27 protein-coding genes and 1 riboswitch are annotated in these 26,854 nt (G+C 70.7%); of the genes, 11 read left to right on the forward strand and 16 right to left on the reverse strand.

What is annotated here, in order from left to right; genetic code table 11:
* The first annotated feature begins 6 nt into the window (after positions 1-6).
* From H0488_RS02465 to H0488_RS02490, 6 genes are all read left to right on the forward strand, one after another.
* Entirely contained in the window at positions 7-516 is a 510-nt protein-coding gene (locus tag H0488_RS02465) for a zinc-ribbon and FHA domain-containing protein (protein WP_183097695.1), read from the forward strand.
* Between the two features lie 5 nt (positions 517-521).
* A complete protein-coding gene (ftsR, locus tag H0488_RS02470; protein ID WP_183097696.1) occupies positions 522-1,253 on the forward strand; it encodes a transcriptional regulator FtsR in 732 nt (243 codons plus the stop codon).
* A gap of 42 nt (positions 1,254-1,295) precedes the next feature.
* The gene (locus H0488_RS02475) at positions 1,296-1,763 is read left to right on the forward strand and encodes a bifunctional nuclease family protein (protein WP_183097697.1); all 468 of its coding nucleotides are present in this window, start codon (positions 1,296-1,298) and stop codon (positions 1,761-1,763) included.
* A 129-nt stretch (positions 1,764-1,892) separates the two neighbouring features.
* Entirely contained in the window at positions 1,893-2,489 is a 597-nt protein-coding gene (locus H0488_RS02480) for a MerR family transcriptional regulator (protein WP_183097698.1), read from the forward strand.
* Between the two features lie 37 nt (positions 2,490-2,526).
* A riboswitch (glycine riboswitch) is annotated at positions 2,527-2,622 on the forward strand.
* A gap of 74 nt (positions 2,623-2,696) precedes the next feature.
* Entirely contained in the window at positions 2,697-5,582 is a 2,886-nt protein-coding gene (gene gcvP, locus H0488_RS02485; RefSeq protein ID WP_183097699.1) for an aminomethyl-transferring glycine dehydrogenase, read from the forward strand.
* A 37-nt stretch (positions 5,583-5,619) separates the two neighbouring features.
* Positions 5,620-7,608, forward strand: coding sequence for a glycosyltransferase family 2 protein (locus tag H0488_RS02490; RefSeq protein WP_183097700.1), 1,989 nt, complete (start codon positions 5,620-5,622; stop codon positions 7,606-7,608).
* Positions 7,609-7,611: 3 nt separating this feature from the next.
* Here H0488_RS02490 and H0488_RS02495 read toward each other — a convergent pair whose 3' ends face one another.
* The 4 genes from H0488_RS02495 to pepN are packed head-to-tail and all read right to left on the reverse strand — an operon-like array spanning position 7,612 to position 14,394.
* On the reverse strand, positions 7,612-8,994 hold the full coding sequence (locus H0488_RS02495) for a metallopeptidase TldD-related protein (protein ID WP_183097701.1): 1,383 nt from the start codon (positions 8,992-8,994) through the stop codon (positions 7,612-7,614).
* Positions 8,991-10,529, reverse strand: coding sequence for a TldD/PmbA family protein (locus H0488_RS02500; protein ID WP_183097702.1), 1,539 nt, complete (start codon positions 10,527-10,529; stop codon positions 8,991-8,993). The genes H0488_RS02495 and H0488_RS02500 overlap by 4 nt, the downstream gene beginning before the upstream one ends.
* Positions 10,522-11,883 carry a DNA recombination protein RmuC gene (locus H0488_RS02505; protein WP_183097703.1) on the reverse strand — a complete coding sequence of 454 codons (1,362 nt, stop codon included), beginning with the start codon at positions 11,881-11,883 and terminating at the stop codon, positions 10,522-10,524. Before H0488_RS02505 ends, H0488_RS02500 begins: the two co-directional genes overlap by 8 nt.
* A 42-nt stretch (positions 11,884-11,925) precedes the next feature.
* Positions 11,926-14,394 (reverse strand): aminopeptidase N, encoded by a 2,469-nt coding sequence (pepN, locus tag H0488_RS02510; protein ID WP_312856182.1) that lies wholly within the window; start codon positions 14,392-14,394, stop codon positions 11,926-11,928.
* A 24-nt stretch (positions 14,395-14,418) separates the two neighbouring features.
* Here pepN and H0488_RS02515 point away from each other — a divergent pair, with 24 nt between their 5' ends.
* Positions 14,419-15,312: an oxidoreductase gene (locus H0488_RS02515; protein ID WP_183097705.1), complete on the forward strand. Its 894-nt coding sequence runs from the start codon at positions 14,419-14,421 to the stop codon at positions 15,310-15,312.
* Between the two features lie 16 nt (positions 15,313-15,328).
* Here the strand turns inward: H0488_RS02515 and H0488_RS02520 are convergent, their stop codons facing one another.
* Positions 15,329-16,012, reverse strand: a complete 684-nt coding sequence (locus H0488_RS02520; RefSeq protein ID WP_183097706.1) for a peptidylprolyl isomerase — start codon at positions 16,010-16,012, stop codon at positions 15,329-15,331.
* 51 nt (positions 16,013-16,063) lie between these two features.
* On the opposite strand from H0488_RS02520, the gene H0488_RS02525 reads away from it, so the two are divergent.
* Positions 16,064-16,933, forward strand: coding sequence for a TIGR03560 family F420-dependent LLM class oxidoreductase (locus H0488_RS02525; protein WP_183097707.1), 870 nt, complete (start codon positions 16,064-16,066; stop codon positions 16,931-16,933).
* Positions 16,934-16,935: 2 nt separating this feature from the next.
* On the opposite strand, the gene H0488_RS02530 is transcribed toward H0488_RS02525, so the two are convergent.
* Positions 16,936-17,334, reverse strand: coding sequence for a VOC family protein (locus H0488_RS02530; RefSeq protein ID WP_183097708.1), 399 nt, complete (start codon positions 17,332-17,334; stop codon positions 16,936-16,938).
* A gap of 132 nt (positions 17,335-17,466) precedes the next feature.
* Between H0488_RS02530 and H0488_RS02535 the strand changes: the two genes are divergently transcribed.
* Positions 17,467-18,042: a GyrI-like domain-containing protein gene (locus H0488_RS02535; protein WP_312856183.1), complete on the forward strand. Its 576-nt coding sequence runs from the start codon at positions 17,467-17,469 to the stop codon at positions 18,040-18,042.
* A gap of 20 nt (positions 18,043-18,062) precedes the next feature.
* Here the strand turns inward: H0488_RS02535 and H0488_RS02540 are convergent, their stop codons facing one another.
* The gene (locus H0488_RS02540) at positions 18,063-18,527 is read right to left on the reverse strand and encodes a MarR family winged helix-turn-helix transcriptional regulator (protein WP_183097710.1); all 465 of its coding nucleotides are present in this window, start codon (positions 18,525-18,527) and stop codon (positions 18,063-18,065) included.
* A 110-nt stretch (positions 18,528-18,637) separates the two neighbouring features.
* On the opposite strand from H0488_RS02540, the gene H0488_RS02545 reads away from it, so the two are divergent.
* Positions 18,638-19,027: a cupin domain-containing protein gene (locus tag H0488_RS02545; RefSeq protein WP_183097711.1), complete on the forward strand. Its 390-nt coding sequence runs from the start codon at positions 18,638-18,640 to the stop codon at positions 19,025-19,027.
* A 9-nt stretch (positions 19,028-19,036) separates the two neighbouring features.
* Here the strand turns inward: H0488_RS02545 and H0488_RS02550 are convergent, their stop codons facing one another.
* Both H0488_RS02550 and H0488_RS02555 read right to left on the reverse strand, forming a co-directional pair.
* On the reverse strand, positions 19,037-19,927 hold the full coding sequence (locus H0488_RS02550) for a sulfite exporter TauE/SafE family protein (RefSeq protein ID WP_183097712.1): 891 nt from the start codon (positions 19,925-19,927) through the stop codon (positions 19,037-19,039).
* Between the two features lie 103 nt (positions 19,928-20,030).
* Positions 20,031-20,477 carry a DUF6918 family protein gene (locus H0488_RS02555; RefSeq protein WP_220794118.1) on the reverse strand — a complete coding sequence of 149 codons (447 nt, stop codon included), beginning with the start codon at positions 20,475-20,477 and terminating at the stop codon, positions 20,031-20,033.
* Between the two features lie 129 nt (positions 20,478-20,606).
* On the opposite strand from H0488_RS02555, the gene H0488_RS02560 reads away from it, so the two are divergent.
* On the forward strand, positions 20,607-20,750 hold the full coding sequence (locus tag H0488_RS02560; RefSeq protein WP_183097713.1) for a hypothetical protein: 144 nt from the start codon (positions 20,607-20,609) through the stop codon (positions 20,748-20,750).
* Positions 20,751-20,786: 36 nt separating this feature from the next.
* Here H0488_RS02560 and H0488_RS02565 read toward each other — a convergent pair whose 3' ends face one another.
* The 7 genes from H0488_RS02565 to H0488_RS02595 all read right to left on the reverse strand — a co-directional run bounded on the left by H0488_RS02565 (position 20,787) and on the right by H0488_RS02595 (position 26,630).
* Positions 20,787-21,248, reverse strand: a complete 462-nt coding sequence (locus H0488_RS02565) for a VOC family protein (protein WP_183097714.1) — start codon at positions 21,246-21,248, stop codon at positions 20,787-20,789.
* A 38-nt stretch (positions 21,249-21,286) separates the two neighbouring features.
* Positions 21,287-23,689: an ATP-binding cassette domain-containing protein gene (locus H0488_RS02570; RefSeq protein ID WP_183097715.1), complete on the reverse strand. Its 2,403-nt coding sequence runs from the start codon at positions 23,687-23,689 to the stop codon at positions 21,287-21,289.
* A gap of 9 nt (positions 23,690-23,698) precedes the next feature.
* Positions 23,699-24,106, reverse strand: coding sequence for a VOC family protein (locus H0488_RS02575; protein ID WP_183097716.1), 408 nt, complete (start codon positions 24,104-24,106; stop codon positions 23,699-23,701).
* A 61-nt stretch (positions 24,107-24,167) separates the two neighbouring features.
* Complete coding sequence (locus H0488_RS02580) at positions 24,168-24,359, reverse strand: hypothetical protein (RefSeq protein ID WP_183097717.1); 192 nt, start codon at positions 24,357-24,359, stop codon at positions 24,168-24,170.
* 6 nt (positions 24,360-24,365) lie between these two features.
* Positions 24,366-25,214 (reverse strand): SDR family oxidoreductase, encoded by an 849-nt coding sequence (locus H0488_RS02585; RefSeq protein ID WP_183097718.1) that lies wholly within the window; start codon positions 25,212-25,214, stop codon positions 24,366-24,368.
* Positions 25,215-25,328: 114 nt separating this feature from the next.
* Entirely contained in the window at positions 25,329-25,769 is a 441-nt protein-coding gene (locus H0488_RS02590) for a helix-turn-helix transcriptional regulator (RefSeq protein ID WP_183097719.1), read from the reverse strand.
* Positions 25,770-25,874: 105 nt separating this feature from the next.
* Entirely contained in the window at positions 25,875-26,630 is a 756-nt protein-coding gene (locus tag H0488_RS02595; RefSeq protein ID WP_183097720.1) for an alpha/beta hydrolase family protein, read from the reverse strand.
* Between the last annotated feature and the right edge of the window lie 224 nt (positions 26,631-26,854).

The raw sequence follows: 26,854 nt of genomic DNA on the forward strand, positions 1-26,854 counted from the left end.
GAACTGATGCCCTTCTGCACCGCTTGCGGTCGACAGAACCCCGACGACGCCAGGTTCTGCTCCCAGTGCGGGACCCGCTTGGTCGCACCTGAACCGACGATCGAGCCAGGGGACGCCACCGCCACGATCAGCTTCCCCGGCGCCGACAAGGTCGAGACCTCCGACCGGCAGCTCAGCCCGATCGACGCTGCTGCGGTCGACGCGCTGCCGGTGGGCTCGGCGCTGCTCGTGGTCCAGAAGGGGCCGGGTGCGGGCAGCCGCTTCCTGCTCGACCAGGACGTGGTCAACGCCGGCCGCCACCCCGACAGCGAGATCTTCCTCGACGACGTCACCGTGTCGCGCCGGCACGCGATCTTCAACCGCACCGGCGACGGCTATACGGTGAGCGACGTCGGGAGCCTCAACGGCACCTACGTCAACCGCGACCGGATCGAGACGATCGGCCTCACCGACGGCGACGAGGTGCAGATCGGGAAGTACCGGTTGGTGTTCTTCGCAGGTCACGAGGACGTCTGAATCTCGTGGGGGTCCAGTCCGCCGAGCATCACGAGGCGCTTCTCAACATCGGCCAGGTCCTCGATCTGCTGCGCCCGGACTTCCCCGACATCACGATCCCCAAGATCCGATTCTGGGAGGGCGAGGGGCTGATCAAGCCCCAGCGCACGCCGGCCGGCTACCGCAAGTTCTCCGCGCACGACGTGGACCGGCTCCGCTACGTCCTGCGCATGAAGCGCGACCACTACCTGCCACTGGGGGTCATCCGCGAGCACCTCGACGCGATCGACCGAGGCCTCCAGCCGCCGCAGATCGACCAGGTCGTCCCGACCGTCCCGAAGGTGGCGCTCGCCGCCGACGGGCTGCCGGCAGCCGAGTCGTTCCGGCGCACCGACAAGTTCCGACTCTCGCGCAAGGAGCTGGTGAAGATCGCGGAGATCGGCGACGAGCTGCTCGGCCAGCTCGAGGCCTACGGTCTGATCGCGCCGGGGCCGACCGGCCACTACGACACCGACGCGCTGGTGATCGCCCAGGCCGCGAAGGAGCTCGCCGAGTTCGGGCTCGAGCCCCGGCACCTCCGTGCGTTCAAGACCGCAGCCGACCGCGAGGTCGGGCTGGTCGAGCAGGTCGTCGCCCCCGTACGCCGCGGCCGCGACGCGTCAGCCTCGGCCCGCGCGGAGGAAGCGATCAGCGAGATCGCTGCGCTGTCGGTCCGGCTCCACGCGACCTTGGTCAAAGCCGGTCTGCGCCGCCTCTGAGGGTCTGCCTCCGATGCTTCTCGCGCGGAGTACGCTGATCCCATGCGCGAGGTCGACGTGATGGGCGTAAGGGTGGAGATGCCCTCCAACCAGCCGATCGTGCTGTTGCGCGAGGTGTCGGGCGACCGCTACCTGCCGATCTGGATCGGCGCCGTCGAGGCGACGGCGATCGCGTTCGCCCAGCAGGGCGTGGTGCCGCCGCGGCCGCTCACCCACGACCTGATGAAGGACATCCTCGCCGCGACCGGCAACGAGCTGAGCCAGGTGCGGATCACCGACGTGAAGGACGGCGTCTTCTACGCGACCCTGGTCTTCGGCTCGGGTGCGGAGGTGAGCGCGCGGCCCTCCGACTCGATCGCGCTCGCGCTGCGCACGGGCACCACGATCTACTGCTCGGACGACGTCCTCGACGAGGCCGGCCTCGCCGTACCCGCCGAGCAGGAGGACGAGGTCGAGAAGTTCCGCGAGTTCCTCGACCACGTGTCGCCCGAGGACTTCGAGGCTCACTGACGCCCTGGAACGGGCTCTCACCCTCAAGTTGAGGGTGAGAGTTGCGACACGCCGGGTGACGGTCTTTGACCGCACCTCGGCAGCGCCGTACCTTGAAGAGTCAACCCCAACGGACCTCCGGAGGACCGAGTGAACGAGCACCAGCCCGACGCAGGCAGCCAGGCTGCCGACGTCGCCGCCGGCGTCGCCGAGGAGCAGGGTCTGCTCTTCACCGACGACGTGTCACCGCTTCCGAGCGACCTCGGCTACCGCGGTCCGACCGCCTGCAACGCGGCGGGGATCACCTACCGCCAGCTCGACTACTGGGCCCGCACCGGCCTGATCGAGCCGAGCGTGCGCGGCGCGACCGGCAGCGGCTCGCAGCGCCTCTACAGCTTCCGCGACATCCTGATCCTCAAGGTGATCAAGCGACTGCTCGACGCCGGCATCTCGCTGCAGCAGATCCGCACCGCCGTCGTCCACCTGCGCGAGCGGGGCACCGACGACCTGACGCAGGTCACCCTGATGAGCGACGGCGCCTCGGTCTACGAGTGCACCAGCAACGACGAGGTCATCGATCTCCTCCAGGGCGGGCAGGGCGTCTTCGGCATCGCGATCGGCGGTGTCTGGCGCGAGATCGAGGGCACCCTCGCCGAGCTCCCGAGCGAGCACGCCGCGCAGGACCCGGTCGAGACGCTGGCCGGTGACGAGCTCGCCGCGCGACGCGCGGCGCGCACCGCGGGCTGAGACACCGCTGCGGCCTGGGATACCCTGGGCCTGCTGTTGATCCCGCGTGGGAGAGACAGGATCCCTGGTGATCCTGCGCCGAAGGGGCAATTCCTCCCCGGAAACTCTCAGGCACGACGCCCCCGCGGAGCAGGCGACTGTGGAGCCGCGACCTTGCGGTGACAGAGGGGGAGGGTGACGTGATCGTGCGATCCGAGGAGCCCTCTCTTGTCCGACCAGCCCACTCTCCCTGAGCTCGACGCCGCGCTGCCGTTCATCGAGCGGCACATCGGCCCCGACCAGGCCGCGGTCGCCACGATGCTCGACCGGCTCGGCTTCGCCTCCCTCGACGCGTTGATGGACGCCGCCGTCCCCGGCGGGATCCGTACGTCGGCCCCGCTGGACCTGCCGGCCGCGCTGAGCGAGGCGGCGGTGGCCGACGAGCTCCGCTCGCTCGCCGGGTCGAACCACCCGGGTGAGCCCATGATCGGGCTGGGCTACCACGCGACGATCACGCCGCCGGTCGTTCGTCGCAACGTGCTCGAGGACCCCAGCTGGTACACCGCCTACACGCCCTACCAGCCCGAGATCTCCCAGGGCCGGCTCGAGGCGCTGCTCAACTTCCAGACCATGATCAGCGACCTGACCGGCCTGCCGACCGCGGGCTCGTCGCTCCTCGACGAGGGCACCGCGGCAGCGGAGGCGCTCGCGCTCGTCCACCGTGCGCGTCGCAACCTGGCCGGTCCGTTCGTGCTCGACGCCGACGCGCTGCCGCAGACGATCGACGTCGTCCGCACCCGGGCCGAGGCGATCGGCGTGGAGGTCGTGGTCGCCGACCTGTCGGGCGGTCTGCCCGACGGTGAGGTCGCCGGCGTCCTGATCCAGTACCCCGGCGCCTCGGGCCGGGTCCTCGACCCGCGGCCTCTGGTCGACGCCGTCCACGAACGCGGCGGGCTCGCCGTCGTGGCCGCCGACCTGCTCGCGCTGACCGTCCTCGAGGCGCCCGGCTCGTTCGGCGCCGACGTCGTGGTCGGGTCCAGCCAGCGCTTCGGCGTCCCGCTGTTCTACGGCGGGCCGCACGCCGGCTTCATGAGCGTCAGCGCGGGGCTGGAGCGCCAGATCCCCGGCCGCCTGGTGGGGGTCTCGCTCGACGCCGAGGGGCGTCCGGCGTACCGGCTCGCGCTGCAGACCCGCGAGCAGCACATCCGGCGTGACAAGGCGACGTCGAACATCTGCACCGCCCAGGTGCTGCTGGCCGTCGCGGCATCGATGTACGCCGTCTACCACGGTCCCGAGGGCCTGCGGCAGATCGCGACCCGGACCCACCGCTACGCCGCGGTCCTCGCGCGCGCTCTCTCCGCGGGCGGGTTCGCGCCGGCGCACGAGACCTTCTTCGACACCCTCACCGTGCCGGTCCCAGGTCGCGCGGCCGCCGTGGTCCTGGCCGCGCGCAGCCTGGGGGTGCACCTGCGCCTGGTCGACGCCGACACGGTCGCGTTGTCGACCTCGGAGTGCACCACCCGCGCCACCGTGATCGCGGTGCTCACGGCGTTCGGCATCGAGGGTGCCGACATCGACGACATCGACCGGTCGACCTCCGAGGCGCTGCCGTCGGAGCTGCGACGGACCACGGAGTTCCTGACCCACCCGGTCTTCAACAGCCACCACAACGAGACGTCGATGCTGCGCTACCTGCACCGGCTCTCCAACCGCGACTACGCCCTGGACCGCGGCATGATCCCGCTCGGCTCGTGCACGATGAAGCTCAACGCGACCACGGAGATGGAGCCGATCTCGCTGCCCGGCTTCGCCGACCTGCATCCCTTCGTGCCGGCCGGGGACGCTGCCGGCTACCGCCGGCTCGTCGACGAGCTCGAGGGCTGGCTGGCCGAGGTCACGGGCTACGACAAGGTGTCGATCCAGCCGAACGCCGGCTCCCAGGGTGAGTTCGCAGGGATGCTCGCCATTCGGGCGTTCCACGATGCGCAGGGTGACCATGATCGGCGCGTGTGCTTGATCCCGTCGTCGGCCCACGGCACCAACCCGGCCTCCGCCGTGATGGCCGGCATGTCGGTCGTCGTGGTCAAGGCCAACGACGACGGCACCGTCGACCTCGACGACCTGCGCGCGAAGTGCGAGCAGCACGCCGACACCCTCGCCGCGATCATGGTGACCTACCCGTCGACGCACGGTGTCTACGAGGAGACGATCACCGAGCTGTGCGAGATCGTCCACGAGCACGGTGGTCAGGTCTACATCGACGGCGCCAACTTCAACGCGCTGCTCGGCTACGCGAAGCCGGGGCAGTTCGGAGGCGACGTCTCCCACCTCAACCTGCACAAGACGTTCTGCATCCCGCACGGCGGCGGTGGCCCGGGAGTCGGTCCGGTCGCGGTCCGGTCGCACCTGGCGCCGTACCTCCCGTCGCACCCGCTGCACCCGGAGGAGTCCAAGCGCGAGGGCGTCGGCCCGATCAGCGCCGCGCCGTACGGCTCGACCGGGATCCTGCCGATCTCGTGGGCCTACGTTCGGTTGATGGGGGCCGAGGGCCTCACCCGGGCGACTGCGGTCGCGGTGCTGACCGCCAACTACGTGGCCGCGCGGCTGGGCGAGCACTACCCGGTGCTGTACCGCGGCGAGTCCGGGCTGGTCGCGCACGAGTGCATCCTCGACCTGCGCGACATCACCAAGGAGACCGGCGTCTCGGTCGACGATGTCGCGAAGCGCCTCATCGACTACGGCTTCCACGCTCCGACCATGTCGTTCCCGGTGGCCGGCACCTTGATGGTCGAGCCCACCGAGTCGGAGGACCTGGTCGAGCTCGATCGGTTCTGCGACGCGATGATCGCGATCAAGGGCGAGGTCGACCGGGTCCGGTCCGGCGAGTGGAAGGTCGACGAGTCGCCGCTCCACTTCGCCCCGCACACCGCGCTGGCGCTGGTGGGGGAGTGGGACCGCGCCTACACGCGCGAGGAGGCGGTCTTCCCGTCCGGCACCGCCGGCCCCAACGGATCCGGCGACAAGTACTGGCCGCCGGTCGCCCGCATCGACCAGGCGTACGGCGACCGCAACCTCGTGTGTTCCTGCCCACCGGTCGACGCCTACGCCGAGTAGCCTGACCCGGAAAGTCACGGGCGAGGGGGACAACGGTATGAGCGCGGGTCTCGAGTTCGGGGCGAGGCTGGCCGGCTGGGCCTATGCGCTCGACCCTCCGGGGCCCGAAGCCCGCCGGTCGCGGATCCTCGCGCGGGTCGGGGGGCTGACCGCCATCGCGGCCCTGCTCGCCTACCTGACCTGGCGCATCACCTCCACCCTGCCTCCCGAGGGCTGGGACCGGACGGCGGCCTGGATCCTGATCGGGTTCGAGGCGCTGCCCCTGGCCGGCCTGTCGGTCCGGCTCTTCACGCTGTGGAACATCGACAGCCGCGCCCCGCGAACCGTGACCGAGCTGCCCGCCGACTTCCGGGTCGCCGTGTTCATCCCCACCTACAACGAGCCGGTCGAGGTGATCGCGCCGACCATCGCGGCGGCCTGCGAGCTGCAACCCGCTCACGAGACCTGGGTGCTCGACGACGGCGACCGCGAGTGGGTCGCGGAGCTGTGCCGGGAGTACGGCGCCCGCTACGTCTCCCGTCCGGTCCACAACCATGCCAAGGCGGGCAACATGAACCACGCCCTGGACCTGATGGCGCGCGAGGCGGCGGAGGGGATCGCCCCCGACGCCGACGTGATCGCGGTCCTCGACTGCGACCACGTCCCGCTGCCGCACTTCCTCACCGCCACGCTCGGCTGGTTCGACGACCCCGAGCTGGCGCTGGTCCAGGGACCACAGGAGTTCTACAACGCCGGGGCGTTCGACGACGACGGTGTCACCGGCGAGCAGGGGTTGTTCTTCCACGTGCTGATGGCGGCGCGCAACCACGAGGGCGCCGGCCCCTTCTGGTGCGGGTCCACCTCGCTGCTGCGGACCCGGGCGCTGCGCGAGGTCGGTGGCGTGGCCACCGACACGATCGTCGAGGACATGCACACGACGCTGCGCCTGATCCGCAAGGGCTGGAAGACCGTCTACCACCACCAGGCGCTGGCGGTGGGGCTCGCGCCCGCGACGCCGGACCAGTACCTGCTGCAACGCCGCCGGTGGGGCCTCGGCGCCATGCAGGTGCTGTCCCAGGAGCGGTTGTGGGCGGCCAAGCGGTGGCTGTCGTGGCACAACTACTACGAGTACCTCTCCGGTTCGCTGTGGTGGCTCGAGGGTGTCGGCACGGTGGCGGTGTTCGCCGTACCGACGACGATCCTGCTCACCGGCGCCCAGACCTCGACCGCCGGCGCCGGGATCTTCATCGCCGTCTTCGCATCGATGTTCGTGCTGCGCGTGTGGGGCCTGCGCCGGCTGTTCCGACATCACCTGCAGCTGACGACCGCCTTCGCGCTCCGCGTGCTCCGGATCCCGGTCGGCCTGTCCTGCCTGTGGTGGCTGCTCACCCGGCGCACGCTCTCCTTCGATGTGACGCCCAAGGCCGGGTCGGAACGGCGGGCGCGTGGGCGGCTGCCGCGGGTCCTGACGGTCCTGCTCCTGGTCGTCGTCGCCGTGCTCGCCTACGCCGTCGCCGGGCTGGCGGGTCTGGTGCCCTGGCGGGCGACCGTCGGCGCCAGTGTGGCGTCGGCGGCGTGGTTGGTGATGGCCGCGCTCATGCTCCTGCTGGGCATGCGGCGGATCATCTCGCCGGCCTACGCCACCTCCCGTCGCAACGCCTACCGGGTCGGGATCCGCGCCGGTGTGGTGCTGAACGACACCGAGGGCGAGATCCTCGACGTCTCCGTCGGCGGTGCGGCCGCCTGCTTCCCCTCCACGTTCTCCCTCGACCAGGACGAGGTCGTGCTCGAGCTGCCGGGGGCTGCCCCGGTGCGGATGGAGGTGGTCCGCACGGCGGCCGAGGGCGACCAGCAGCTGGTGTACCTGCGGGTGCCGGCCGGCGACTGGGACGGCTTCCGCACCCTCTCGCTGTGGCTCTTCCACACGCCGCCGGGTGCGGTCGACGGCCTGCCGCCCGGGGTGCCGGTCGCGGCCACGACGAGCCGCACGCGTCGGTCGCGGGCGCTCGCGGCCATCGCCGCGACGAGCCAGGGCGCCCGCACCTGACGGCTACAGCGCCTGCGAGACGCTCGACATGTTGAAGTCGGGGATCCGCAGGGCGGGCGTGGCGGTGCGCGGGAAGTAGTCGGCGCCCCACTCGCGGCTGAAGCTGCGAACGGTGGTGGAAGCGTGGCTGAACCGGTTGAGCAGGTCGATCGGGCTCTCGTTCCAGCGGAAGTTGTTGACGGCCGCGGTGATCTCGCCGTTGTCGATCAGGTAGACGCCGTCGCGGGTCAGGCCGGTGAGCAGCAGGCTCTGCGGGTCGACCATCCGGATGTACCACAACGACGTCACCAGCAGGCCGCGCTCCGTGCCGGCGACGAGGTCGTCGATCGTGCCGGCACCGGAGTCGACCGTCAGCACCAGGTTGTCGACGTACGGCGTCGCGGGCTGCTGCGTCATCGCGGCGGTGTGACGGGACTGCACCAGGGCGGCGAGCTCACCGTCTCGGATCCACTCCGTCCGGCCGAGCGGCAGGCCGTTGTCGAACACCGAGCTGTTGGAGTCGGAAGCCGCGACGACGGAGAACGGCGAACAGGCGACGCCGTCGCCGGCGGGATCGGAGACCAGGTTGACGCCGGGCGCCGTGACCTGCTGCCCGATCCGGGTGCCGGTGGGGCGCTGGCTGTAGACCGACTGGCCCTCCCAGGCGTCGCGGGCTCCGGCGTACCAGTAGGTGTCGACCATCAGGTCGGCGATCGCGGTGGGCGGGAGGATGGTGTCGTAACGCCCGGCCGGGAGGTCGATCCGGCGCTCGGCCCACGCCAGCCGGCGGGCGAGCTCGTCGTCGAGGGCGAGGGGGTCGATGTCGGAGAAGTCGGTGGTCGCGGCGCCGAGCCAGGCGCTGGTCGTGAGGTCGGAGCTCTTGGCCGTGCAGGCGAAGTGGCCGGTCGGCTGCGCGTGACGCAGCCGGAGACCGGTGCTGGAGCCGAGGAAGGTCGTCGTCACGGAGTGGTCGACGAAGCCGTAGAGGAGCCGCCCGGCGGCTCCCGCCCGGCCGAAGGCGTCACCGAGCGCCGGGGCGACGTCGTCGTAGACGGTGATGTCGGTGGGGACGGCGGGGTCGGCCCAGTCGGGGGAGGTGCGGTCGCTGACCAACGGGTTGGCGTCGTCGGCGGGGCCGGCCGCTCGGGCTGCCGCGTCGGCGGCGCGGACGATCTCGGCGATCTCGTCGGCGGTGGTCGCGCTGCCGCCTGTCGACCCAGCGGCCACGCCGTCGCCCGCGGCGACGAACGACACCACGGTCGCGCTCCGACTTGTCATCTGGCCGTTGGTGGTCAGCGTGTTGTTGGCCCACCGCAGGTTGGCGCTGGTCGTGTCGCGGACGATGACCACGCAGTCGTCGGCGGTGGAGGACGCGAGCGCGTGCTCGACGAGGTCCTGCGGGCTCACTGGCCGCCCTCCTCGGTGGTGTTGAGGATCCGCACATCGCGGAACAGGGCCGTGGGGCAGCCGTGACTGACCGCAGCGACCTGGCCCGGCTGGGCCTTGCCGCAGTTGAACGCGCCGCCGAGCAGCCAGGTGTCGGGACCGCCGACGGCCTCCATCGAGCCCCAGAAGTCGGTGGTGGTCGCCTGGTAGGCGACGTCGCGGACCTGCCCGGCCAGCGCGCCGTCGACGATGCGGAAGAACCGCTGCCCGGTGAACTGGAAGTTGAAGCGCTGCATGTCGATCGACCACGACTTGTCGCCGACGACGTAGAGCCCGCGCTCGACCCGGCCGATCAGCTCGTCGGTGCTCGGGCCGTCGGGCGCCGGCTGCAGCGAGACGTTGGCCATCCGCTGGATCGGGACGTGACCGGGGGAGTCGGCGTAGGCGCAGCCGTTGGACCGGCCGGACCCGTCGACGCCGAGCTCGGGCATCAGCGCGGCCATCGACCGGTCGAGCTGGAAGCCGACGAGGGTGCCGTCGCGCACGATGTCCCACTGCTGCGTGGCCACGCCGTCGTCGTCGTAGCCGATGGTGGCGAGACCGTGGGCGACGGTGCGGTCACCCGTGACGTTCATGACCGGGCTCCCGTAGCGAAGGGTGCCGACCTGGTCGGGCGTGGCGAAGCTGGTGCCGGCGTAGTTGGCTTCGTAGCCCAGCGCGCGGTCGAGCTCGGTGGCGTGGCCGATGGACTCGTGGATGGTGAGCCAGAGGTTCGACGGGTGGATGACCAGGTCGTAGCGTCCGGCCTCGACGGTCGGCGCCTTGAGCTTGTCGGCCAGCAGTCCGGGGACCTCGTCGATCTCGGCGTCCCAGTCCCAGGCTGCGCCGGGCGCTCCGCCCACGACGTACTCCCAGCCGCGTCCGACCGGCGGGGCGATGCTCGCCATCGAGTCGAAGACCTCGGACGTGCCGCCCATCGCCTCGAACCCCGGCTGGAGCCGCACTCGCTGCTGGGTCGTGCGGGTGCCGGCGAGATCGGCGTAGTACTTGTTCTCCTGCACCGCCAACAGCGAGGCAGTGGCGTGGTCGACGGCGGCGCCCCGGCAGAGGCGGACGGTCCAATCGGCGAGCACGGCGGTCTTGTCGGAGGTCGGTACGGCGAACGGGTCGACGTCGTAGGCCGACACCCAGGTGACGTCGTCGTGGACCGGTTCGGGCGCCAGCTCGACCGGCGTCGTGGTCATCGCGGCGGCGACCCGGGCCACCGAAACGGCGGTCTCGCTCACGCGGCGCGCTTCGTCGTCGGAGAGGATCACGCCCGCGGCGAATCCCCAGGCGCCGCCGTGGATCACCCGCACCGCGAACCCGACGGTGGCGGCGTCGGCCGCGCCCTGGAGTGCGCCGTCGCGGACCAGGATCCGCTGCGACCGGATGCGTTCGAACCGGAAGTCGGCGTGGTCGGCGCCCAGCTCGGCTGCCCTGGCGAGGGCGATCTCGCCGAGCCGTCGGTAGGGCAGCGCGAGAAAGACCGGATCGACCGAGGACTGCTCAGGCATGCTTGCGATCGTCCTCCACGACCTGGGCGTCGACGGTGTCGGACTCGAACTCGAGCAGCAGCTCGTCGCGCTCGAGGTCGGCGATCACCTCGAAGTCCGCACTGGTGAGCGCCCGCGGCGCCTCCTCGATCGGGCTCGGCGCGGGGATCGACGACAGCGGCTCGGCCGCGTTGAGCTTGCGCGCGGCCGGCAGCACCGAGCGCTCCAACGAGCCGGTGAAGGTGTTGTAGTCCTTGACGCTGCGCTGGATCGAGCGGCCGAGCTTGTCGACGTGCTCGGCGAGCTTCGCGATCCGGCGGTAGAGCACCTGGCCGAGGTCGAACAGCGCCTGGGCGTCCTCGGTCAACGCCTCCTGCTTCCAGGTGAAGGCGACCGTCTTGAGCATGCTCCACAGGTTGGTCGGCGTGGCCAGCACGATGCCCTGGCCGAACGCGTGCTCCATGAGGGACGGGTCGACCTCGAGCGCGGCGTTGAGCAGCTGCTCGTTGGGGATGAACGCGACCGTGAACTCCGGGCTCACCGGCAGACCGGTCCAGTAGCCCTTGCGCGCGAGCGAGTCGACGTGGCCGCGCACCTTCTTGGCGTGGTCGAGGAGCAGCCGGTGCCGGACCTCCGGCTCCAGACCCTCGCGCTGGGCGTCCATGAACGAGTTGTAGGGCGCCTTGGCGTCGATCGCCATCTGCTTGTTGCCCGGCAGGTTGATCACCATGTCGGGGCGCCGGTCGCCGGAGTCGGCCTCGACGGTGGCCTGCAGGTCGAAGTCGACCCGGTTGAGCAGGCCCGCGGTCTCGACGAGGGTGCGCAGCTGGGTCTCGCCCCACGCTCCGCGGACGGCGTTGTTCTTGAGCACCGAGGAGAGCGTGTCGGCCGCCTTGCGGGACTCCTCGACGGAGTGCTGCGTGTGCCGGATCTGGGCGGCGAGCTCGGTGTGCTGGGCGGCCCGGGCCTTCTCCAGGTCGTCCACCTTGCGCTGCATCGAGCGGAGGTGCTCGACGACGGGGGTGAGGGTCTTGAGCACCTGCACCTGACCGCTCTCGGCCTGTTCGCGCTCCTGCTGCTGGGCCCGCTGGGCGGCGATCAGCTCGCGGTGCTGCTCGCGCGCGGCGTCGAGCGCCTGGCGAAGCTGGTCGACCGTGGCCTGGGCGGCGGCGAGGTCGGCCTCGACCTCACCACGGGCGCGGTCGGCCTCGTGACGCACCCGCAGCAGCTCGGCGTCGTGGCGCGCGGCGACGACCTCCGGCGACTCACCGACGGCGACCGGCGGGGTCGTTCGGGCGCGAACCACCCAGCCGACCACGACACCGAGGACGACGCCGACGACGAGACCGAGAAGGAGCAGACCGATGGTTTCCATGATGGAGCCAGTCAATCAGCAGGGTCCGTCGAAACCTGGGACCTACCGGCTGAGTCCGGTCGGGTAGGCAGCAGCCACGGCGCGTCGGCGGTCGAGCTCGTCGACGCGGTCGCGCAGCCGCCGGAGCGCCGCCGGCGGCAGGTCGAGGTCGAGCGCCGCGCGTGCCCGGGCCGCGGTGTCGTCATCGAGGTGACTGATGGGGAAGAACGCCTCGACGGCCACCGCCTGCACCCAGCCCTGGTGGTGGGCCACCACTGCCGGCAGGCACTCGAAGTACGCCGACACGTAGGGCTGGGTCACGTCCTGCTGGTCCGGCCTCCAGAGCCCGGCACCCGCCGCATCGATCTCGTACATCGCCGCCGGGACCCGGCCGAGCAGCCGGTCCCAGGCGAACTCCTTGCCCTCGGGCGTCGGCAGCGACGCCACGGCGCGAGCGTGCGACACCAGGGCGTGCCCGGTGCGGGCCTGCTCGAGCGCCGAGTCCAGCTCGGCCAGGGTGGTGGCGCCGAGCTCCGCGAGACGGACCCGGATCCGCCACCCCAGGTCGGGGTCGAGATCGACGCCCTCGGGCAGCCCGTCGCCGGCACCCCAGGCGGCGAGACGGTCGGGGTCGCTGCTGGTCGAGACCAGCGAGCGGAAGGCCGAGTGGCGGAGCTCGGACCCCGGCTCGGTGCGTGTCACCGCGGCCTGAAGTCCGAGGCGGAGCCGGTCGAGCGTGCCCGGCGGGGCGAGCGGCACGACGGCCCTGAGCACCCACGGCATCAGGTGGCGGGCCGTGTCGTCGGTGTCCTCGACCGGTGGCGCGACCGCCAACAGGTCGGCGACCGCAGCCGGGTCGACGACGGCGTTCGAGAAGCCGAGGCGGACGCTGTTCCACATCGTCGCGCGCAACTGGGGGTCGAGCGTCGGCGCCAGCTGCGGCAGCGCGGCCAGGGTCACCGGGTCCGGTGGGCACACGGCCCACGTCGTCTCGTCGGCGTCGAGGAGCACGGGCGCACCCGGTGCGACCGGCATCAGCGGGGTCTCGGCGCCGGTCAGCTCGAGCGGCGTCCGGGTCCAGCCGTCGGGACCGTGGACCGCGACCACGAGCTGGTGGCGGCGGTCCGCCGGGAACGTGGCGGGCGGCGTCCGTCGTACGACCGCTGCCGCGCGGTCGAGGGTGAGCACGTCCGGACCGGGGGTCAGCAGCCAGTCCTCGATGAAGCCGTCGAGGTCGCCCGCACCCGCGCGGCCCCAGCTGTCGAAGAGGTCGTGCATGGTGGCGTTGCCGAACCGGTGTCGCTCGAAGTGGTCGCGCACGCCGGCCAGGAAGACGTCGTCGCCGAGCCGCTCGGCGAGCTGCCGCAGCACGTTGGACCCGCGGGCGTAGGAGATGCCGTCGAAGTCCTGCAGCGCCGCGAGCGCGTCGACCGCGCCGTTGCCGGCGACCGGATGGGTGGTCGGCCGCTGGTCGGCCTCCAGCCCCCAGACCCGGCGGGCGTAGGACTGGTCGACCCAGGCGTCGACGTACGGCGTCGCCGAGGCGACGACGCGGTAGCCCATGTACTCGGCGAACGACTCGTTGAGCCAGAGGTCGTCCCACCACTGCGGGGTCACCAGGTTGCCGAACCACTGGTGCGCCATCTCGTGCGCGATGAGGGCCGCGCGGACGGACCGCTCGGCCCGCGAGCTCGGCCGGTCGAAGAGAAGGGGGTCGCGGATCGTGACGCAACCCGGGTTCTCCATCGCCCCCGCGTTGAACTCCGGGACGAACGCCTGGTGGTAGTCGCCGAACGCGTAGCGGATGCCGAACAGCCGGTGCAGCTCGTCGAAGCTCTGCCCGGTGAGGGCGAACAGCTCGCCGGCCTCCCGGTCGAGGGTGGCCGCCAGGCTCTGCCGAGAGCTGAGGGAGAGCCTGATGCCGTCGTGCTCGGCGTCGATCCGGTGGTAGGGACCGGCGACGACGGTGACGAAGTACGTCGAGAGCGGGGGAGTGGGGCCCAGCCGCCACTCGCGGACCGCGTCGTCGGAGCCGACCTCCTCGGCCCGCGCGTTGCCGACCACGAGCCAGTCGGCAGGAGCCCGCACGTGCATCGTGTACGGCGCCTTGAGGTCGGGCTGGTCGAAGCACGCGAACACCGTCGGCGCCGCGTCCATGAACGACATGCCGTAGACGTACTGGAGTCCGTCGGCGGGGTCGACACTGCGGTGCAGGCCCTCTCCGTCGTTGCGGAACGGCATCGTCGCCTCGACGACGAGCTCGTGGCTGCCGGCCGACAGGGTCAGCGGCAGCCGGCCCTGCGCCAGCGCATCCGTGGCGAGGTCGGCGCCGTCGAGGGTCGCGCGGCGCAGAGCGACCGGCTTGACGTCGACGAACGTCTCGCCACCGGTCGCCTCGAACCGGATCGTGGTGACCGACCCGAACGTGGTGTCGTCGAGCGCCAGGTCGAGGCGCACGTCGTACGACGTCACGGAGAGCTGGGCGCCGCGCTGGATCGACTCGTCCCTGGTCAGGCTCCGCCACCTCGTCACGAGCACTCACCCTAGTCTTGCGCCATGCGACCGTGGATTGCCGTGCCGCCCCAGCAGGGGCGGCGGATCGTCATCACCGGCGCCAACAGCGGCGTCGGGTTCCAGGCCGCGCGGATCCTCGGATCGCGCGGAGCCGAGCTGGTGCTGGCGTGCCGGAACCTCGAGAAGGCTGAGGCGGCTGCCCGCCAGGTGCCGGGCTACGACGCTGGCCGGGTCGTCGTACGCCGGCTCGACGTCGCCGACCTCTCGTCGGTGCGCGCGTTCGCGGACGCGCTGCTCGAGGAGTACGACGGCATCGACGTGCTGGTCAACAACGCCGGCGTCCTGGGCGCGCCCTTCGGCCTGACCAACGACGGGGTCGAGACCCACTTCGCCACCAACCACCTCGGCCACTTCGCCCTGACCAACCTGCTGCTCCCGCGGATCCGCGACCGGGTGGTCGTGACCAGCTCCCGCGAGCACCGGCGCGGCACCCTCGACCTGGACGACCTCACCTGGGAGCGCCGTCCCTACCGGGCCTTCGCGGCCTACTCGCAGTCCAAGCTCGCCGACCTGCTCTTCATGTCGGAGCTGCAGCGCAGGCTGACCGCGGCCGGGTCGTCGGTGCGGGCGGTGGGCGCCCATCCGGGGGCGTCGTCGACCAACATCACCGGGGGCTCCGGCAACCCGGTCCTCACCTGGATCGGCTACCACGGGTCGCGGCTGGTGAGCATGCCGGCGTGGCGGGGCGCCCTCTGCACCGTCTACGCCGCGACCATGGACATCCCCGGTGACACCTACATCGGGCCGCACGGACGGCTCGAGCTGCACGGCTGGCCGTCGGCGGCCCGGCGCAGCAAGCGCGCCGAGGACGCCGAGCTCGGTCGCCGCCTGTGGGACATCTCCGAGAAGCTCAGCAGCGTGACCTTCCCGCTCTGAACCTTCGGCCCGGACCTCAGTCCAGCGTGGCCGTCTCGAAGGTGATCTCGGTGTTCGGCGTGCCGTCCTCAGGCCCCATGACCGGAGTGACTCCGGCCTCGGCGGCCGTGGCGATCGCGTCGACCGTGGCCTGGTCGACGGTGCCGAAGACGGTGTACTCCGGGCTGAGCTGCGTGTCGCCGAAGCAGATGAAGAACTGCGATCCGCCGCTGTCGGGGTCGGTCGCACGAGCCATGGCGAGCGTGCCGGCCGGGTAGGTCTCGGTGCCGTCGAACTCCGCCGGGATCGTGTAGCCCGGACCGCCGCCGCCGGTGCCGGTCGGGTCGCCGCACTGGAGCACCTCGAAGCCCGGGCTGACGGTCATCCGGTGGCAGGTCGTGCCGTCGTAGAAGCCCTGCTCGACCAGCGACGTGATCGAGTTGGTCGTGCACGGGGTGCGGTCGCTGTCGAGGGTCAGGTGGAACTCACCGATGGTGGTCTCGATGGTCACGCCGACCTCACCGCTGGCCGTCGCCGTCTCCGGCGGAAGGTCCACCCCGGCGTCGGTGCCGTCGGATGCGTAGGTGCACGACGTTCCCTCGACCTCCGCCCCGTCGTCGGCTGCTTCCTTCGGGTCGTCCTCGCCGCAGGCAGCGAGTCCGAGGACGAGGGCGAGGGTCGCGGCCGACAGGGCGGCTCGGCTGAACGAGGGAGAACGCATGACGGGCATCGTAGACACCCGCGGGTTGCCGACCTGCGTACGGTGGGCTCTGTGGAACTCGGCGTGCACTACGCGAACTTCTCCTACCCAGGGTGGGACACCCGGCTGACCGAGCAGTTGAGCGCCACGGCGCAGGCGGCCGAGGCCGGGGGAGCCGAGCTCTTCACCGTCATGGACCACTGGTTCCAGATGGAGAACATGGGCGGCCCGCCGGAGCCGATGCTCGAGGCCTACCTGTCCTTGGCTCACGTCGCCGCGCTCACCGACACGATCCGGCTCAGCGCCCTGGTGACCGGGGGCACGTACCGCCATCCGGGCCTGCTGGCCAAGACCGTGACCACCCTCGACCGGTTGTCCGGCGGCCGGGCGCTGCTCGGGATCGGCGCGGGTTGGTACGAGCGCGAGCACGTCGGGCTCGGCGTACCCTTCCCGCCGACGGCACAGCGGTTCGAACGGCTCGAGGAGACGCTGCAGATCTGCCTGCAGATGTGGAGCGACGACGACGGGGCGTACGACGGCGCGCACTTCCGGCTGGCCGAGACGGTCTGCGTCCCGCCGCCGCTGGCGCGGCCGCACCCGCCGATCATGATCGGGGGAGCGGGGGAGCGGAAGACGCTGAGGTTCGTCGCGCAGTACGCCCAGTGGTGCAACATCTTCGGTGAGACCCCGGAGGTGATGGACCACAAGCTGTCGGTGCTCCGCGGGCACTGCGACACGCTCGGCACCGACTACGACGCGATCCGGAAGACGATGATCCTGCCAGCCGACCCGTTGCTCGACGTCGATGCCTTCGTGGCCTTGATGGGGCAGTACGCCGCGCTCGGGATCGAGCTGGTCACGCTGACGCCCCATGGCGACGATCCGGTGGCCTGGACCGAACGGGTCTGCGCCGACGTCCTGCCGGCACTCCAGCAGCTTTGACGTTATGTCAGCCTTGAGCGTGCCGCAGGCTGGAAGATCTCGACGAGGTTGCCCGACGGGTCCTGCAGGAGGATCTGGCTGCCGCCAGGCCCGGACACCAGGTCGCTGACGAAGGTCAGGCCGGCGTCGCCCAGCCGCGCGACCTCGGCCTCGATGTCGTCGACGACGAGATGGATCCGGTTCCGGCCGGGCTCCGATGCCAGGTCAGGAGGAGTGGCCCGGGCACCGGAGCTGGCGGCGCCGGAGAGGAGCAGTCGCAGCAGACCGCGTCGTACGTCGGCGAAGGCTGGCGCGGCGCTCATGTCCAGCGTGAATCCGAGATGCGTCGTGTAGAACGCCACCGCCTCGTCGACGTCGTCGACGAGGTAGCGGACGCTGACGTGGTCGTCGTTCGCCTTCATGCACCCACCCTAGGTCGCAGGCACGGTCGCGGCGCGAGACTGCCTTGCGACAGACTTGGCGCGATGACAGGCAAGGTCGACTTCAAGAAGACCCTCGACACGTACCGCGCGCCACGCGGTGCGTTCAGCATCGTGGACGTGCCCACGATGCAGTACCTCATGATCGATGGCCACGGTGATCCCAACACGTCCCCGGCATTCGCCGCGGCGATCGAAACCGCGTATCCCGTGGCGTACAAGCTCAAGTTCGCCAGCAAGCAAGACCTCCTTCGCGACTACGTGGTACCGCCTTTGGAGGCCCTCTGGTGGGCCGACGACATGACGACGTTCACGACCTCACGCGACAAGGCACGATGGGACTGGACGTTGCTGCTGATGGTTCCCAGCTGGCTCTCCCGCACCATGTTCGCCGCCGCGGTCGAGCAGGCACGAACGAAGAACCCGCCGACCCGGATCGACGACGTCCGCCTGGAGGACCTCGCGGAGGGCCGGTGCGTGCAGACGCTGCACGTCGGATCCTTCGACGACGAAGCCGCGGTGCTCGCGCAGCTGCACGACGACTTCATCCCGTCCCAAGGGATGCACATGACCGGAAAGCACCATGAGATCTACCTGAGCGACTTCCGCCGCGTGGCGCCCGAGAAGCAGCGCACGATTCTTCGGCAGCCGGTCATCGCCGAGGAGGCGCAGGGGACGGCCTCTCTCTGAACTATCTGACATAATGTCACTTATCGGCTATTCAACAACCACCCGGGAAGGTCGCCGACGGGTCGGTCTCCGGCCACCTCTGTCAGCGCCTCCACCGTGGCGTCGAAGCGTGTTGTGCCCAGCTGGCGGCGCCAGCGCTCCATGACGTGCTCGAAGCCGGCAGCGCTGGCGGCCAGGAGGTCGTCGGCGCGGGCTGTGCGACGCAACAGCACCGCTCTGCGGTCGCCGGGCACTGAATCCCGGGCGACGTACCCAGCCCGCTCGAGGCCGACCGCGGTCTTGGCTGCTGCTTGTTTCGACACGCCGAGACGCTGGCCGAGGTCGTTGATGGTGCACCCGTCGGGGCCGATCGCCTGAAGCGCGAACCCGTGCAGCGGTCGAGACTCGGGATGGCCCTGCTCCTCGAGCTCGGCATGGAGCGCGTCGACGGAGTCCCGGAACGCGGCGGCGAGCAGAAGGACGACGCGCCATCCAGGTTCGCTCATCGAGGCACCTCCAGATCGACAACCATTCCAGATCGACAACTATGTTGACGATATCGGATCGAGGCATCTATGGTAATAGACAACCGCTTTGTCTACTTCTGGGAGTCACCATGCCCGCCGTCAGGATCGCCAGCTCGGACACGCGCGTCACCGAGACCCCGAACGCGGTGATGACGACCCTGGCGTCGCCCACGCAGGGCGGCACGACGACGCTGAGCCTGTGGCGCGCCACCATGCGCGCCGGTCAGTGCGGCCCCTGGCACGCCTTCGACGTCGAGCAGGCGTGGCACCTGCTCGACGGCGCGGCGACCATCGCCGTCGACACCGAGGTCGTCCACCTCTCGGTCGGCGACACCCTGGTCCTTCCCGCCGGGAGTCAGCGGCAGGTGAGCACCGAGGTCGGCGCCGTGTTCGTGGTCAGCGGTGCGGCCGACGGGGTGGCTTCTCCGATCTCGGCCGGCGTTCCGGGTGAGCCGGTCTCCCCTGCCTGGATCGCCTGAGCAGGGCTTCTAGCCCACCGGCACCGGCGCCTCGTCGAGGCGTTCCGCCTTCTCCTCCTGCCACGACCGGTAGGCCACGACCGACGGGACGATGACGCCGCCGGCGAAGAGGGTCCAGTCCAGCCAGAGCGGCACGCCGCCCAGGGCGGCGATGATGGTGACGCCGTTGACCAGGACGACCAGGCCGCCCACCAGGGCACCCATCGGACGGTGCGGCATCCGACCGGCCAGGCGTGCCGCGACCGGCGCCATGATCACGCCTCCGATGACCAAGCCGAGGACCGGCAGCCACGGGATGCCGTGCTGGGCGGCGCCGGTCAGGAACCCGCTGGAGACCGAGACCGCCACCACGAACTCGGCGGCGTTGGTGGTGCCGACCACCTTGCGGGGCTCGTGCTGGGTGACCGTCATCAGGCTCGGTGTGACGACCGGACCCCAGCCGCCTCCCCCGGTGGCGTCGACGAACCCGCCGACCACGCCGATCGGCGCGAGCCAGCGGGTGGTGTGACCGTTCCTGGGTGTCGGGATCAGGCGCAGGCCGAAGCCGAACCGCGCGAAGATCACCAGGCCGAAGAACACCAGCAGCCCGGCCATCCAGCCCTTCGCGGACGCCAGGCTGATGTTGGTCAGCACCACCGCGCCGAGGAATCCGCCCAGTGCCCCGGGCAGGGCGACCCGGAGCAGGATCCGCCCGTCGATGTTCCCCTCGCGCCAGTGGGACAGGCCGCTGATCAGCGTCGTCGGGAGCTTCGCGGCGTGGGTCGCCGCGCTGGCCGTGACGGGCGCGACGCCGAGGTAGAGGAGAACGGTCGCCGACGTGACACCGAACCCCATTCCGAGGGTGCCGTCGACGAACTGGGCGAGCCCGCCGGCAAGGGCGAACGCAGCGAGGATCCACATGGCAGGTACGCCCTTTGACGATTAAGTAGACAGTCTTTGTATGTTGAGTAACCGACTGTACTTACAACATCCAGGTGAGCGCAACTCGACGCGCCCGAGCGCGTCAGCCGGCCGGCGCGTGGCGCTGGAGGGTGGCCCCGAGGCGCGGCAGGGCCGCCTCGACGTGACCGTCGGCCTTCCCACGGACCGCTCGGTACGCCTTCTTCACCGGCTCGTTCGAGCTGGCGGCGACCCTAGTGTCGGTGACGCCGAGCAGGGCGGACGAGGCGGCTCGGCCGTGGGCGGCCAGGTAGGACCCGAACTCCGTGTCGTCGGCGGCCAGGAACCCGTCCCAGAGGGGATCGAGAGCGCGGGCGAACTCCGGCAGCAAGCGCTCCAGGACTCGCTCGACCAGGTTGGGCACCACGGTGGTCGCGCCGGCGTACCCGGCTTTCAGCGCAACGGCGGAGATCCCCCTCTTGTCCGCCACCTCCTGGCGGACGACCTGCACCAGGGCGGCGACGACGGCCGGGCGGGTCTCCTCGGCGAGCAGCTGCTGCGACAACGTCATGGCACCGAACCGTAGCGAGCGAGCTCGGGCGCAGGCACCAGGGATGGGCCGGCCGCGGCCGGGTACCTGAACTTCCAGTCTCGGCCAATCGAACACCACATCGAACACCCCACCGAACGGAGTCGAACAATGGTGATCCTCGGAATCGTCCTTCTCGTGATCGGGCTGCTGGCCTCGATCCCGGTCCTCACGACCATCGGAGCGATCCTGATCGTCGTCGGCCTGATCCTGAACCTGGTGCCGATCAACGGCACCCGGCGCCTGTACTACTAGCTCGGGACGACTAACGCAGTACGACGAGCGCCGTCGCTAGTCCAGGCAGAACTCGTTGCCCTCGGGGTCGGCCATCACGATGAAGCCGGCGCTCATCGGCGGCTCCGGCTCGAATCGCCGGAGCCGGCTGGCCCCGAGGGTGACCAAGCGGTCGCACTCCGCCTCGAGGGCGGCCATCCGCTGATCCCCCTCCAGCCCGGGCGCGACCCGGACGTCGAGATGCACTCTGTTCTTCGCGACCTTGCTCTCCGGGACCTGCTGGAAGAACAGCCGTGGGCCCACGCCGTCGGGATCCTCGATCCCGGACGCTGCGTTGCGACGCTCCGGCGGCACGCCAGCGCGTTCGAGGAAGTCGTCCCAGGCCGCGAGCGGGTCGGCGCCGGCCGGCAGGTCGACCCCCGGCGGCGCCGGGTGCACGTAGTCGAGCACGTCGCGCCAGAAGGTCGACAGCGCCCGCGGGTCGTGGGCGTCGAAGGTCACTTGGATCGTGCGGCTCATACCTCGATCGTCGCGCTGACCACCGACAGCCGGTCGCATCAGCCCCCGACGTACGCCGCCAGGTGCTCACCCGTGAGTGTCGACCGCTTCGCGACCAGCTCGGCGGGCGTGCCCTCGAAGACCACCTCGCCGCCGTCGTGGCCGGCTCCGGGCCCGAGGTCGATGATCCAGTCGGCGTGAGCCATCACGGCCTGGTGGTGCTCGATGACGATCACCGACTTGCCGGAGTCGACCAGCCGGTCGAGCAGCTCGAGCAGGTTGTCGACGTCGGCGAGGTGCAGGCCGCTGGTCGGCTCGTCGAGCACGTAGGTGCCGCCCTTGTCGGACAGGTGGGTGGCCAGCTTGAGCCGCTGCCGCTCTCCCCCGGACAGGGTGTTGAGCGGCTGGCCCAGCTTGACATAACCGAGTCCCACGTCCTTCAGTCGCGCGAGGATCGCAGCCGCGGCGGGCGTCTTGGCCTCACCCGACGAGAAGAAGTCGAGGGCATCGGCCACTGCCAGGTCGAGCACCTCGGCGATGTTGAGCCCGCCGAAGCGCAGCTCGAGGACCCCGGCCTGGAACCGCTTGCCGCCGCAGTCCTCGCACACGGTCGCCACCGTCTCCATGAAGCCGAGCTCGGTGTAGATCATCCCGTTGCCGTTGCACGACTCACAGGCGCCCTCGGAGTTCGACGAGAACAGCGCGGGCTTCACCCCGTTGGCCTTCGCGAAGGCCTTCCGGATCGGCTCGAGAAGTCCGGTGTACGTCGCCGGGTTGCTCCGCCGCGAGCCCTTGATCGCTCCCTGGTCGACCACCACGACACCGGCACCCTCGGCCTCTCCCCCGGCGACCAGCGAGCCGTGGATCAGCGAGCTCTTGCCGGAGCCGGCGACGCCGGTGACGACGCAGAGCACGCCCAGCGGGACGTCCACGTCGACGTCGCGGAGGTTGTTGGCGTCGGCGCCGCGGATCTCGATCGCGCCGGTCGCGGTCCGGACCGACTCCTTGAGGGCGGCCTTGTGGTCGAGGTGCCGTCCGGTCAGCGTGCCACTCCCCCGCAGCCCCTCGAGACTGCCCTCGAAGCAGACCGCGCCGCCCGACGTGCCGGCGCCGGGGCCGAGGTCGACGACGTGGTCGGCGATCGCGATCGTCTCGGGCTTGTGCTCGACGACGAGGACGGTGTTGCCCTTGTCGCGCAGGCTGAGGAGCAGGGTGTTCATCCGCTGGATGTCGTGGGGGTGGAGGCCGACCGTCGGCTCGTCGAAGACGTAGGTGACGTCGGTCAGGGCAGACCCGAGGTGGCGGATCATCTTCGTGCGCTGCGCCTCGCCACCCGACAGCGTGCCCGACGGCCGGTTCAGGGACAGGTAGCCGAGCCCGATCTCGACGAACGAGTCGAACAGGTGGAGCAGGGAGCCGACCAGCGGAGCGACACCGGGGTCGTCGACGCTGCGGATCCACTCGGCGGCGTCGGTGATCTGCATCGCGCACACGTCGGCGATGGAGATGCCCTTGATCTTCGACGACCGTGCCGACTCGTTGAGCCGGGTGCCGTCGCACGCGTGGCACGCCGTGAAGACGGCGGCCCGCTCGACGAACGCCCTGATGTGCGGCTGCAGCGAGTCGACGTCCTTGCTGAACATCGACTTGCGGATCTTCGGGATCAGGCCTTCGTAGGTGATGTTGATCTTCTCGACCTTGACCTTGCGCGGCTCCGCGTGGAGCAGCTCCTCACGCTGTGCAGGGGTGAAGTCCTTGATCGGAACGTCGGGCGGCACGACCACCTTGTAGGGCGCCACCATCCAGCCGTCGGCGGTGTAGCCCGGCACCAGGATCGCGCCGTCGACGAGCGACTTGCTCTCGTCGATGATCGCCGTGAGGTCCAGGTCGGAGACCGTGCCGCGACCCTCGCACTCCGCACACATGCCGCCGAGGTAGATCGCCTGGCGGACGACGTTCTTCTCGACCTTGCCGCCGGCCTTCTCCGTCTGCATCACGCCGCTCGCCTTGCGGGTCGGGACGTTGAACGAGAACGCCGTCGGCGGCCCGATGTACGGCGAACCCAGCCGGCTGAAGAGCACCCGGAGCATGGCGTTCGCGTCGGTCACGGTGCCGACCGTCGACCGCGCATTGGCCGCCATCCGCTCCTGGTCGACGACGATCGCGGGGGTGATGCCCTCGAGCACGTCGTAGTCGGGCCGGTTCAGGGACGGCATGAACCCCTGGACGAAGGTGGAGTAGGTCTCGTTGATCAGCCGCTGCGACTCCGCGGCAATGGTGCCGAACACCAGCGAGCTCTTGCCGGAGCCGGAGACCCCGGTGAACACCGTGAGCCGGCGCTTCGGAAGCTCGATGTCGACGTCCTTGAGGTTGTTCTCGCGGGCGCCCTGGACGCGGATCAGGTCGTGGCTGTCTGACGAGGGGCTGGCTGACGACGGGTTGGCTGTCGAGGTGGGGGCCATGAGCAGTATCTATACCTGCTGGATCCGCACCATGTTGCCGGCCGGGTCGCGGAACGCGCAGTCGCGGACGCCGTACGGCTGGTCGGTCGGCTCCTGCACCACCTCGGCGTCGCTCGCCTGCACCTTCTCGAAGGTCGCGTCGACGTCGGGCGTGGCGAGCAGCAGGCTGGCATAGGTGCCCTTCGCCATCATCTCGGCGACCGTCCGCTTCTCCTCGTCGGTGATCCCCGGAGCCGCGAACGGTGGGTGCAGCACGATGCTGGTGTCGGGCTGGCCGACCGGACCGACGGTGAGCCACCGCATGCCCTCGTAGCCGACGTCGAGGCGCAGCTCGAAGCCCAGCGTGTCGCGGTAGAAGGCCAGCGACGCCTCGGGATCGGTGTGCGGGAGGAAGCTGGAGTGAATCGTGATGTCCATGGCCGCCACGCTACGGGCGGCGGGCATCCCCGTGCTTCTCGATTCCTGATCGACCTGGGGCTCAGCGCTCGCCGCGGCGCAGCCCCACGATGATCACGGCCACGCCCAGTCCGGCGATGGCCGGGCCGGCGATCGCCCAGAAGTCGACGTCGGTCATGACGCTGCCGCCGACGTACCCGAGACCCTGGAGGGTGAAGAGCGTGCCGGCCGCGATCATGACGAGACCGACGACGACCGCGATTCCGCGAGGCACGTCAGCTCACGCTCCCTTCGTGGAGCCGACCCACGCCTCGGTGCGCTCCCACAGCTCGGCCGCGAGCTCCGGGGTGGCCACCTTCGACGGCTGCTTCTCCCGCCGGTTGTCGTAGTAGCGGCCGGTGTGATCGGCGACGTCGGGCGAGGTGGCGCAGTACAGCGACGTACGCGCACCGTCCTCGGTGGACTTCATGAACAGCTTCATCACGTGCCGGAGTCCGAACGGCACCTCGCGCCACACGTCCGAGGCGATCGTCCCGGGATGGAGGGAGTACGTCGTGACGCCGGTGCCCTCGAGACGCCGGCCGAGCTCCTGGGCGTGCAGCACGTTCGCCAGCTTCGACACGCAGTACTCGTCGAACGCAGTGCGGGTCACCGTCGGCTGGCGGACGGCGTCCCAGTCGATGCCCTTCGGGCGGTAGTGGCCGGTGCTGGCGACGTTGACGATCCGGCCCGGGCCGCTGGCCACGATGTGGTCGCGCAGCAGCTCGGTGAACAGGTACGTCCCGACGTGGTTGGTGCCGAACGCCAGCTCGAACCCGCTCTCGGTCATCCCCCGCGCGCCGGCGAGGCCGGCGTTGTTGATCAGCACGTGCAGCGGCTCACCGCCGGCGAGGAACGTCTCGGCGGCGGAGCGCACCGACGCCAGGTCGCCGAGGTCGAGCCGCAGGTAGTCGAGGTCGCTGTTGCCCGTCTCGTCGGCGATCTCAGTCATCGCGGCGCGGGTCCTCTCCTCCGACCGCCCCGCCAGCACCACCCGGGCGCCGCGCCCCGCCAGCGAGCGCGCGGTCTCCTTGCCGATGCCCGTGTTGGCGCCGGAGACGAGGAAGGTACGGCCGCTGAGATCACCCATGCGGGCATGCTCGCGTGTCCACTGCGCGTTGTCGTCCCACCACGGTCGGATCTCGACATGCGGCAGCCGGGCGTCCCAGCCGGGTTTGTCAGGCGGGTTTGTCAGGCGGGTTTGTCAGGCGACGTCGCTGCGGCCCGCCGCCTCGCGACTCCTGACCGGCCGGGTCACCTGCTTCGCGACGCACGACGGCATCCCCTCCGTCGCTCGCGCGGACTCGCGACGATAGACGCTGGGCGACACCCCGACGAGCTCGGCGAAGCGGGTGCTGAACGTGCCGAGCGACGAGCAGCCGACGGCGAAGCAGACGTCGGTCACGCTCAGATCGCCGCGCCGCAGGAGCGCCATGGCCCGCTCGATGCGGCGGGTCATCAGGTAGGAGTACGGCGGCTCGCCGTAGGCCTGGCGGAACTGGCGGCTGAGGTGGCCGGCCGACATGTTCACGCCCCGCGCGAGCGCCTCCACGTCGAGCGGCTGCGCGTACTCGCGGTCGATCCGGTCACGGACGCGGCGCAGCAGCGCGAGGTCACGCAGGTGCTGCTCGTCGACGGTGCCCACGTCCCCGATCGTGCCACGGCGCGTCGACACCGCCCAGTGACACGGGGCGGATCGGGCCAGATCGGCCAGATCGGGCCAGGGCGGGCCAGGGCGGGCCAGGTCGGGTCAGTCGATGAGGTACTGGTCGGCCCAGGCCGAGATGATCCGCCCCGCGCGCTGCGCTTGGCCGGGCTTGGTGAGCAGGTGGTCGGACCCCTCGAGGGACACGAAGCTGCGGGGGTGCCGCGCGGTGCGGAAGATCTCGCTGGCGTTGGCGATGCCGACCGTGTTGTCGGTCGGCGAGTGCATCACCAGCAACGGCCGGCGCAGGGTCCGGATGGACTCCCGCAGATCGGCCCGCCGCATGTCCTCCACGAAGGCCCGCCGCAGCGTCAGCGCCCGCCCCCCGACCAGCCACTCGGCGTGCCCGTCGGCCATCACTCGGTCGACCAGCGCGTCGTACTGGAGCTCGGCGTGCGCCGGCTGGATGGGCGCGCCGATTGACACCACGGCCCGCGTCTCCGCACCGGCCGCGGCCGAGAGCGCTGCCGCGCCACCCAGGGAGTGACCGACCAGCAGGTCGATCGGCGTCCCGCGCTCGGCCATGAAGCGGGCGGCCAGGATGGTGTCGGCGACCTTCTGGGTGTAGGACCCGTCGCCCCAGTCACCCTCGGAGTCCGCGAGGCCGAGGTTGTCGTAGCGGAGCATGCCGACGCCGTCGCTCGCGAGCTGCTTGCAGATCCGAGCGGCAGCCGGACAGTCCTTGCCCAGCGTGAAGCCGTGGACGAACAGCCCCCACCCCCGTACGGGGGGTGTGGGCTCGTCGATCAGTCCCGCGAGCATCGGGCCCGTGCTGCTCGCGAACCGGACACGGGTCGCCATGACCCGCAGACTAGGTCAGCCGGCCTCGAGCCAGGACCCGGTTCGCGAGATCGCCACTCGGCGGTGGACCTCGCACATCCCGTGATCGGTGATCGACTCACCCTCACACGTAGGAAACCCGCAGCCGGCGGCCCCCAGACCCTCCGGCCCACCTGCAGGTCCTGCGTCGTACGACGATCCTGCCCCCATGGTGCTCGCCCCCTTCAGTGGTGATGCACTTCATG

This window comes from Nocardioides pelophilus (assembly GCF_014180685.1).
GTDB lineage: Bacteria > Actinomycetota > Actinomycetes > Propionibacteriales > Nocardioidaceae > Nocardioides > Nocardioides pelophilus.